Origin of the sequence: Halopseudomonas bauzanensis (assembly GCF_900114735.1) — a bacterium.
Lineage (GTDB): Bacteria > Pseudomonadota > Gammaproteobacteria > Pseudomonadales > Pseudomonadaceae > Halopseudomonas > Halopseudomonas bauzanensis.
In genome coordinates, this window is record NZ_FOUA01000016.1 from 1 (window position 1) to 1,441 (window position 1,441).

The window sequence follows — 1,441 nt, forward strand, 5'->3', positions numbered from 1 at the left end:
AAGGCCGAGAACTGATGACGAGTGTTCTTTTAGAACACGAAGTGGTTGATGCCATGCTTCCAGGAAAAGCCTCTAAGCTTCAGGTAACTAGAAATCGTACCCCAAACCGACACAGGTGGTCAGGTAGAGAATACCAAGGCGCTTGAGAGAACTCGGGTGAAGGAACTAGGCAAAATGGCACCGTAACTTCGGGAGAAGGTGCGCCGGCTAGGGTGAAGGACTTGCTCCGTAAGCTCTGGCTGGTCGAAGATACCAGGCCGCTGCAACTGTTTATTAAAAACATAGCACTCTGCAAACACGAAAGTGGACGTATAGGGTGTGACGCCTGCCCGGTGCCGGAAGGTTAATTGATGGGGTTAGCTTCGGCGAAGCTCTTGATCGAAGCCCCGGTAAACGGCGGCCGTAACTATAACGGTCCTAAGGTAGCGAAATTCCTTGTCGGGTAAGTTCCGACCTGCACGAATGGCGTAATGATGGCGGCGCTGTCTCCACCCGAGACTCAGTGAAATTGAAATCGCTGTGAAGATGCAGTGTATCCGCGGCTAGACGGAAAGACCCCGTGAACCTTTACTATAGCTTTGCACTGGACTTTGAATTTGCTTGTGTAGGATAGGTGGGAGGCTGTGAAGCGTGGACGCCAGTTCGCGTGGAGCCAACCTTGAAATACCACCCTGGCAACTTTGAGGTTCTAACTCTGGTCCGTTATCCGGATCGAGGACAGTGTATGGTGGGTAGTTTGACTGGGGCGGTCTCCTCCTAAAGAGTAACGGAGGAGTACGAAGGTGCGCTCAGCACGGTCGGAAATCGTGCGTAGAGTATAAAGGCAAAAGCGCGCTTGACTGCGAGACCAACACGTCGAGCAGGTACGAAAGTAGGTCTTAGTGATCCGGTGGTTCTGTATGGAAGGGCCATCGCTCAACGGATAAAAGGTACTCCGGGGATAACAGGCTGATACCGCCCAAGAGTTCATATCGACGGCGGTGTTTGGCACCTCGATGTCGGCTCATCACATCCTGGGGCTGAAGCCGGTCCCAAGGGTATGGCTGTTCGCCATTTAAAGTGGTACGCGAGCTGGGTTTAGAACGTCGTGAGACAGTTCGGTCCCTATCTGCCGTGGACGTTTGAGATTTGAGAGGGGCTGCTCCTAGTACGAGAGGACCGGAGTGGACGAACCTCTGGTGTTCCGGTTGTCACGCCAGTGGCATTGCCGGGTAGCTACGTTCGGAAAAGATAACCGCTGAAAGCATCTAAGCGGGAAACTTGCCTCAAGATGAGATCTCACCGGGGACTTGATCCCCCTGAAGGGCCGTCGAAGACTACGACGTTGATAGGCTGGGTGTGTAAGCGTTGTGAGGCGTTGAGCTAACCAGTACTAATTGCCCGTGTGGCTTGACCATATAACGCCCAAACAATTTGGGCCATGGCCTGACACATTGATTGA

The 1,441-nt window shown here is 53.0% G+C and carries 1 rRNA gene; it reads left to right on the forward strand.

Annotation, left to right across the window (positions count from 1 at the left end):
• A 23S ribosomal RNA gene (locus BM267_RS16565) occupies positions 1-1,397 on the forward strand; the annotation flags it as partial.
• Between the last annotated feature and the right edge of the window lie 44 nt (positions 1,398-1,441).